Annotated in this window: 6 protein-coding genes and 1 pseudogene; 6 read left to right on the top strand and 1 reads right to left on the bottom strand. The window is 55.9% G+C overall.

Annotated elements, in window-relative coordinates; genetic code table 11:
* The 4 genes from AX737_RS21655 to AX737_RS32365 all read left to right on the top strand — a co-directional run.
* Window positions 1-200 (top strand): NAD-dependent epimerase/dehydratase family protein (locus AX737_RS21655; protein ID WP_245293485.1); only part of this gene is annotated, 200 nt, incomplete at its 5' end.
* 94 nt (window positions 201-294) lie between these two features.
* Window positions 295-2,148 carry a hypothetical protein gene (locus AX737_RS33520; protein WP_156453878.1) on the top strand — a complete coding sequence of 618 codons (1,854 nt, stop codon included), beginning with the start codon at window positions 295-297 and terminating at the stop codon, window positions 2,146-2,148.
* Window positions 2,149-2,213: 65 nt separating this feature from the next.
* Window positions 2,214-2,927 (top strand): glycosyltransferase, encoded by a 714-nt coding sequence (locus AX737_RS32370; protein ID WP_156453877.1) that lies wholly within the window; start codon window positions 2,214-2,216, stop codon window positions 2,925-2,927.
* Window positions 2,917-3,210 carry a MucR family transcriptional regulator gene (locus AX737_RS32365; protein WP_197430674.1) on the top strand — a complete coding sequence of 98 codons (294 nt, stop codon included), beginning with the start codon at window positions 2,917-2,919 and terminating at the stop codon, window positions 3,208-3,210. Before AX737_RS32370 ends, AX737_RS32365 begins: the two co-directional genes overlap by 11 nt.
* A gap of 558 nt (window positions 3,211-3,768) precedes the next feature.
* Here AX737_RS32365 and AX737_RS21645 read toward each other — a convergent pair.
* Window positions 3,769-4,216, bottom strand: a pseudogene (locus AX737_RS21645) (transposase); the annotation flags it as partial.
* A gap of 131 nt (window positions 4,217-4,347) precedes the next feature.
* On the opposite strand from AX737_RS21645, the gene AX737_RS32360 reads away from it, so the two are divergent.
* Both AX737_RS32360 and AX737_RS21640 read left to right on the top strand, forming a co-directional pair.
* Window positions 4,348-5,151, top strand: a complete 804-nt coding sequence (locus tag AX737_RS32360; protein WP_156453876.1) for a sulfotransferase domain-containing protein — start codon at window positions 4,348-4,350, stop codon at window positions 5,149-5,151.
* A complete protein-coding gene (locus AX737_RS21640) occupies window positions 5,148-6,824 on the top strand; it encodes a glycosyltransferase family 4 protein (RefSeq protein WP_066924809.1) in 1,677 nt (558 codons plus the stop codon). Before AX737_RS32360 ends, AX737_RS21640 begins: the two co-directional genes overlap by 4 nt.
* Window positions 6,825-8,472: the final 1,648 nt, after the last annotated feature.

Here is an 8,472-nt window from a genome sequence, read left to right as displayed (position 1 = left end):
GGCGCCAGCACGGCATGCCCGTGAAGGTGGTGCGCATCTTCAACACCTACGGGCCACGCATGCACCCCAACGACGGGCGCGTGGTCTCGAACCTGATCGTGCAGGCGCTGAGGGGCGAACCGATCACCCTCTACGGGGAGGGTACGTACACGCGCTCGTTCTGCTACTTGCCAAGAATTCAATATGTCGGGGTGAAATGATAAAGCAAAAGCGGCAGTTAAGGAGTCTTGTTTGGTGGGGACATGAATTGAATGGCCGCTCAACCAAGTCCGAATTAGTGGGGAATCTCGGTTAATGACGTCAGCGCAGCCTCGCGCAATAATCGTAGCCGGCATGCACCGAAGCGGAACTTCTGCATTAACGCGCGTACTGAACCTTCTTGGCGTCGAGTTGCCAGAGCGGCTTGTGCCGGGTTTCTCCGGCAATGAGCTGGGTCACTGGGAGCCTGAGGAGGTTGTGGCGATTCATGATGCGCTGCTCCATGCGGCAGACTCGGACGTCAACGATCCTGTCGGTTTCGATCCTGCATGGATCGAAAGCAGTGAGTCGGCACCTGGCCGTGAACGGATCAGAGCGTTCCTGCAGAACACATTTTCACGATCCCCGTCGGTAGTGATCAAAGATCCCCGCATCTGCCTTTTCCTGCCACTTTGGCAGGATGAGATGCGAAAAATGGGCCTGCAAGATCTTTATATACATCCATACCGGACGCCTGATGAGGTCGCTGCTTCATTAACGCGGCGCCAGACGCAAGTCTTTCCTGAAAGTGTTTGGCCCTCGGAGAGAGGGGGGCTTCTTTGGCTGCGCTACATCAAAGAAGCTGAAAGGGCCACGCGCAATCATCCCCGTGCATTCCTCTCTTTCGATGGCTTGCTCGCCGATTGGCGGGGTACGATTGCGCGGGTGAGTGCTCAGATTGGTATGGATTTCTCGTACGGGGAAGCTTCAGCGACAGCGGTAGACGCCTTCCTGGATCACTCGCACAAACATGAGACGATCATTGACGGTCGCGTCGATTTGCCGGAGCTTGACCGTTATGTGGAAGACTTGAGACGATTGGAAAGAGAGCCGGCTTGGGGCGGTCATGGCTTCAGCGATGTGGGCGCCCTCAACGGAATCCGGGAACGCTATCTCAACAAATACGTCATGGCTCTGGAGCGTAAAAACAACCAGCTGGCTCTCGACAAAAAAATACCTTCCCCGGTCGACCTCAGTGTTGGAACACATGGCCGCTTTGAGTTTAAAAATTTACTCCATGGCCTGAATGTCGGAATAGAGGATGGAGCGACGAAGCCAAGCGCTGAGAGAATCACGCGTGCTCTCGCTGAAGCGCTTCGCCGGACGGGGCATACTCTGCAAGTTCTACAGCAACAGAGCGCACAGGCAAAGTCGGAGGAAAGCGCAGCCTTGGCTGCACAGATCGCGTCCCATGGAGCTAATGCCGATGCCCTGGAGGCTGCCAGATCTGAGATTCAAGATATTTCATCGCGGCTTACTGAAACAAGGGCCGCCGCTGATGAGGCAGCGTTGAACTTTTCCGAGGCACAGAGAGAACTGACACAGGTTCGAGCTGCTCTGCGAAAGGCGGAGACAGAGCTCGAACAAGTCAGTTCAAGAGCAGAATGCGAACTGCGGGAACTTGCGCGACATTCGGAGCAGATGCAAGCAGAGACGCTTAACCGATCCGAGAAAGACAACCGTTTATGGCAGTACCGGCTCAAGCTTGAGCAGGCGGCTCGTGCTCAATCCGAAGGGAGGCTCGTACGTCTGCGCCGCTCGCCATTAGCAGCGTTGGCTATGATTGCGGGCTCTCTGACTCAAAGTGCAAAGGTTAAGATCTGGTCGCGCGAGCATTGTGATAGGAGGCTTTTAGTCCAGTCCTCCGGCTTATTCGATGCCGCTTGGTACTGCTCATACAACTCTGATCTGAAGGGTTACGAGATGGATCCAATCGACCATTTTGTAGCCTACGGCAGCCGTGAGTTGCGAAGCCCCGGCCCACGGTTCTGTGCTATACAGTATGCGGAGGCCTACGCTGATGTCGTGGAAGCACCGCAGGAGCCTTTATTTCACTTCCTCAAATATGGCAATCGTGAAGGGCGAAAGATCTTTCCTGTACGCTCATTGTCTCCATCTTCCGAGAGGTGATTACTTTGCTTAAGCAGCAATTTGGTCCTGTGCCGCTCCCCTTAGAGGTCTTAAGGGAGTATGCGATGATCAAATCTGCCACTTCAGAATCCGTCACTGTCATTATCAGTTTATACAACTACGAGAAGTTCATACTTGAGGCTCTGCAGAGTGTTTCTGAGCAGACGCATCAAACACTCGATCTTATCGTGGTCGACGATGCCTCTACCGATGAAGGATCGACCTTGGCCGCAAATTGGTTAGATGTAAACCACAAACGTTTCCGGCGGGCTTGTATAATTAGGCATCCTCGTAATCTCGGTCTGTCGGCGGCTAGAAACACCGCTTTTGAACTTGCCCAGACCAAGTATGTCTTTGTTCTCGATGCGGATAACTGTCTCTATCCTACAGCAATTGCGAAGTTAAGTCGCGCCCTTGAATCGTCTGCGGCGTCGGTGGCATACTCGCAGATCGAATTTTTCGGCCGTGAGCGCGGTTTCGGTTTCGCTTCGGAATGGGACCCCGATCTCTTTCGCGTCGGCAATTACGTAGACGCGATGGCGCTTGTGCGCCGTAGTGCGTGGGCGCGTGTCGGAGGTTATGCGCCTCTCGATCTTGGGTGGGAGGACTATGATCTCTGGCTTAAGTTCATAGAGCATGGCATGCACGGCATTTTTCTGCCAGAAATTTTATGTCGCTATCGCGTACATGGGCAGTCGATGTTGAGAACCGTTACTGATCTGCATGACCAGCGTGTTCGCGCGCAGTTAACTTTCCTTCATCCATGGCTTGACCTTTGATCATCGAGTAAGCCGGGCGGCTGAACTGCCGAAGCTAATCCGGGATGTTCACTCAGCCCTCAACGGGCTTGGACAGAGCCCGGCATCCACAAAGTCCAATCCGTACAAGACGGCTTCCACGCAGGTCCGCAAGAGCATCCAGCCCAACGGTCTGATCAGCTTCATCCATGTCAAGCCTTACCAGACGCTCAAGCGCCATCTCAAGAAGCACCACCTGAGTTTTCAGGAATACCGGGAGCGCTTACGAGCCCTGACCAGCAAGAATGGCTCAGGTCTGGACTGAGGCCGCCTTCCGCCGGTTGTCGCGAGGCGCGGCCCGCTCCGCTATGGCGCCCGGGCCTCCTCGGTCAGATCTGCTTGCCGAGCGCCGAGCGCCGAGCGCCGAGCGCCGAGCGCCGAGCGGCGTAGGCGGGGTCGTCCATCAGCTAGTTCTCCGGTAGACCGTAGCGCTCGCACTGACCACGCGGATCCAGGCTATGCAAGGACAGATGGCGCTGTGGCGCTCGGATCACGAGGCGCCGCCTCGCTGTCCCCGGCTGCCGATGATCGCCCGGTCGGCAACGTGATCCGGCGGTTCATGGCATTGGCGGCGGCGTACGATCAATGCCTGGGCCGACCACTCTGGCCAGCGGGCGCGGTATAGCCTGCCATAGCGAGGCGGGGCGGGCTGGCCTCCTGCAGATCTCGCAGCCTACGGCTTGATCGCAGGAACTCTCTTAGCTGTTCGACCCAGGAGCGACGCGGACAGGGGCGATCATATTGCCCGGGTTCGGCCTGTGTCGGGCTGGCGGACGCCCGGCACCGCACCAAGGAAAGCGGCCAGCATGCTGCTGTCGTGTCAATGGGCTCCGGTGAGTCTCAGGCTGAGCGGCGTGCCGTTGGCAACCACGACGAGGTGACGCTACGTGCCTGGCTTGCCTTCGTCCGTCGGGTTCAGGCCCGGCGCGGTGCCCCTTTTTCCGCGGGCAGGCTCGCGCTGTCGAACGCGGCCCGCGACCAGTCGAGCGCATCGGCATCCTGAAACTGCTCCAGCATCAACCGGTGCAGGGCAGCCCATACGCCGGCCGCCTGCCACGCATCCAGCCGCGGCCAAGTCGTCGTGCGCCGCTGCAGCCCACCTCGGAACGCGGCAGATGCTTCTACTGCATGCCCCTGCGCAGAACCAACATGATGCCGGCCAGCGCAGCTCGGGCCGAGGCACGCGACCGACCATCTGCCGGCTTTTCAAGTTCAGGCCACAGAAGCGGCTCAACCACCGCCCAGTGGTCGTCGGGTACGAGACCAGCGATACCCTTCCAACCCGCTCACCCCGGTTTTGTCCCACGCTCTTGAGGCGATCGCCGAGCTCGCGCCGCGCCGAAATCGGCTACGAAAGATCGGGAGGCGCGGTGAGACCCAAAATGCCTTATACGGAACGGTGATGAAGGCCGGCATGATGGCCAGACGTGAATACGAGGTTGTGATGACAGGCACGCCCCCCGTCGGGTTCCTGATCGGTGGTGTCCAGAAGGGCGGCACGACAGCACTATTTGAGTATCTGCGACGACATGCTGAGTTGCAAATGGCAGATTGCAAAGAGGTTCACTTTTTCGATCGAGATGCCGACATCGATTGGGAAAATCCTGACTACAATATCTACCACGCTTCTTTTGAGGAGGGTAATGGGCGTTTGCGCGGCGAAGCAACGCCCATCTATATATATTGGCCAGATAGTATTACAAGAATCTATAACTACAATCCCGACATGAAAATGATTTTTCTTTTTCGTGATCCTGTTGAGAGAGCCTATTCACACTGGGCGATGGAGACACGGCGCCGATACGACGATCGGCCATTTTCTTGGGCTATCCGCGAAGGACGCACCCGGGTTGATGACCCGATCATCCGAGGCCACCATCGAGTCTACAGCTACGTGGAGCGAGGATTCTACGCAAATCAACTTGAGCGAGTATATAATGTATTCCCGGAGCGGCAAGTTCTTAATATCTCCTCGAGTGATCTTTCTAATTTTTCTGACCAAGTGCTGCGAAGGGTATGTGACTTTCTAGAAATATCGCACTTCCCCGAGAACCAAAAGGCATTGCGCGCCAACGTTGGATCAGAAACTACATTGCTTGCACCATTATCGGATGCAGATCGACTTTACTTGCGAAGCCTCTACGCTGCTGATCAGCTGCGGTTTACGGAATTAACCGGGTTGCGACTGGTAGGAGAGGGCAAGTGAGTAACAATTTTGCTATTTATACCCCCAGTCCCCATTTTGGCTCCGTCAAAAATCCGTTTGGTAAAGATACGGCAAATGTAGGACTGTTCAAGGCGCTGGTTCAGCACGGTGGTTTCGACGAGCTGACTGTGTTGTCGGTCATCCCTGGCAATGAAGAAGAAGTCTCACATGCCCTTCTGCGGGGACCAATGGACCGAACTCGGATCCGGACCGGAAGCATCTATGATGCTCACGCGGCTATCAGATCAGGATGTATCCTCAGAGGTAAAGCAGACTTAGCAGACCAAGCTTGGCTGCGTCGTTACGTCGGCGACCGTCGCTACAGCCTAATCGGCCTAATTCATACGATCGGGGCGCCGGCGATACGCGACTACATGGCCGCATCGACAATCGCCCCGCTCCAGCCTTGGGACGCTTTGATCTGCACCTCACCCTCCGTGCAAGACGCGATGCGCAATATGTTCGATGCGTTCACGGACTACGTGTCCGACCGCTTCGGCGGCAGCAAGCGGCCGCAACCGGATCTGCCACTCGTTCCACTTGGCGTCGATGGGCAGGCCATTGCCGATCAGGCCGACCGGCCGGATCGTAGGGAGGAGTGGCGGTCGCGCCTCAATGTAGGCCAAGACGATGTGCTGGTGCTCTGGCTCGGTCGGCTCTCGTTTTTCGAGAAGGCTTTCCCACAGCCGATGTTCAAGGCAATCGCCAAGGCGGCAGTCTTAGCAGGGAAACGCCTGCACTTCGCGATGGTCGGTTGGTTTCCAAACGAGCCGATTGGTCCGGAGCTCTACGAGGAGGCCGCGCGCGCATACGCACCGGACGTGCCAGTACATTTCCTGGATGGCAACAATCCTGAGGTGGTTGCCGGGTTGTGGTCGGCATCCGATATCTTCCTGTCGTTGGTCGATAACATTCAGGAAACGTTCGGGCTGGCTCCGTTGGAAGCGATGGCCGCTGGCCTCCCGGTCGTTGCAAGCGACTGGGACGGCTACCGTTACACGGTTCGTGATGGGATTGAAGGCTTTCTTGTTCGGACGCTGGGCGGTCCCTCCGGCTTCCCGGGGAGGATGATGAGTTTACGTCATGTGTTTGGCCAGGATGCTTATCAGTATTATGTCGGCTCAGTCGCCCAGCATACCGCAGTTGATATCGATCAGGCCGCCGAACGGATCGGCCGCCTTGCAGTAGATGCTCAGTTGCGCCGTAGCATGGGCATGGCTGGTCGTGATCGCATTCGAATATCTTTCGATTGGCCGGTGATCGCACGTCAGATTTCGCAATTGAATGCGGATCTCGGTCGCAAACGCGTGGAGGAACGCGGTTTTGGCCGGTCCGATCTTTGGCCTGAGAATCCGATCAAAGGTGACCCCTATGCCCAGCTTGGCAGTTTCGCCACATCTGTTCTGAGTCCTGAAACTCGATTGTCGCTGCCTGCAGGGATGACTTCGGCCGCGCTTCAGGACGGTCTGCTTCGTACTCGCGACGTCCGTCTAGATAGCTTCGCAGATAACTGGCGAATGGATTTGGCGGGATGTAAATCTCTGCTGGATTGTATCGGACGGGAGCCTGTATCGCTCCAACAGCTTCTATCGCAGCTCGAACCCCATCGCCGAGAAGTGGCAGCGATGGCACTTGTATGGATGTGCAAGCTCGGTCTTATCGCGTGGGATTAGGCGGTGGAGCACGATGCCTAGGTACGTGATTGCCAGCGATCTATGACAGAGAACTTCGTGGCCGGACCTGTCCTAATATTAATTTCCAATTATCAGGCGGAACATGAGTGTCATCAATGGCTCGCTCCGGGACTTGGCCGATCCTGCAGCTTTAAGGTACGGCATTTCAAGACTTCCGACTTTTCGTCCGGAGGTATACCTCAGATTGAACAGCGATTTGACGAGTGAGACGAATGCCATAGAGCACTTTATTGCGCATGGCTTGTGGGAGGGCCGGCCCTATTGTAGCGAGCAGTCTGTTGTCGCAGCGATAAGACGCCTCTCGCCTAGCTACTCGGGTGCTGAACCCCTACCTGAGCAGGATCTGGTTGACGCTCTTGTCCACGCCACGTCCCAAGGTATCTCAATCTATGTTCACAGCACGAGTGACACTAAAGTTCGACTTCGAGCTGAGCTAACTTCCATAGCCTTGATGTCGCGCGGAATACCTGTTCACTTACATGACGAGACGCACTCTATAGATGTCCAAGTGCAAAATCGCATTTTTTTTGCGCCACATGAGTTCTTTTTTCGACAAGGGGGGGAGCGTTGGCTGTCGAAGGGGATCGTATCGTCCGCAATCCTCTATCCCACGCAACCCCTTCACTCCATACCCGGAGCGCGTATCCTACCGCTGCTCTTCTCCTGTCGCGCAGTCATCGACGATAATGAACAAAACTGCAGTCTCTATGCCTGCTGTGACATCCCGTTCGCACGGTATCTACCTTTGCCTTTAGATGAAGAAAGTATCTTTGTCGACAACGATAAGTCCGATGCTCTTAGTATGTCCGTTCGGGACGATATAAACGAGAAGTACCGTCCAGCGGAATCGTGGTCCAGTAGGCCGCTGGATCTATGTTACTTTGGATCTGGTCATAGCATTCGCGACGAAGTATTTTTAAAGGGCGCGGCGAATTTTGCACGGTTGCGTTGTTTTATCAACTATCCTGAACGGGATCGAAGCTCGGCGGTTCTTCGCGCTCGGGGTCCTCAGAGGGTCTCGGTGCAGAATGTTGTAGCTCGCAACTCCAAGATTTTACTGAATATTGATGTTCAGGAAATCGGATCTCTCGCATGGTATGAGTCGTGCCTTCTTGGGTTCTGGAACCGGACTTTGATTGTGAGTCGTCCATTATATCCCCATCCCATATTCAGGCCGGGAGAGCATTTTCTTGAAGAAACATCTAGAAATATCCCTGATCTCGTCTCCTGGCTCGTGTCGACAGAGGAAGGCATTGAGCTTGGCCGTAAGATCGTCGCGCGCGCCTACATGGCACTTTCAAGCGCATATATGCCTGACCATGCGGTGGAGCCCTTGATCAAGCTGTTACATACTTCTCGTGCCCATCTACATGCGAACGGGTCGAGCGTGCCTTGCCGGTTGTAACCATGTGTCACGCGCTCGGCTTGGCCTGATCAGAGAGGAGAGATCTCAGCGATCCCCTGGACGATAACGTCGAACTTGCCTCTTGATCAGGGCAACACAGGTGAGCGCGCGGCGCAAGCCGCGGTCGACCACGGCATGGTCCTGGAGAAGGTGAAGATGCCCGAGGTTGGGTATCGGCGTGGAAAAAGGACCCGGCTGAGGGGCTGATCGGCGTCCAATAGG

It is taken from the genome of Methylobacterium sp. CCH5-D2 (assembly GCF_001556475.1).
GTDB lineage: Bacteria > Pseudomonadota > Alphaproteobacteria > Rhizobiales > Beijerinckiaceae > Methylobacterium > Methylobacterium hispanicum.
This window is presented reverse-complemented; position numbering and strand designations above follow the sequence as displayed.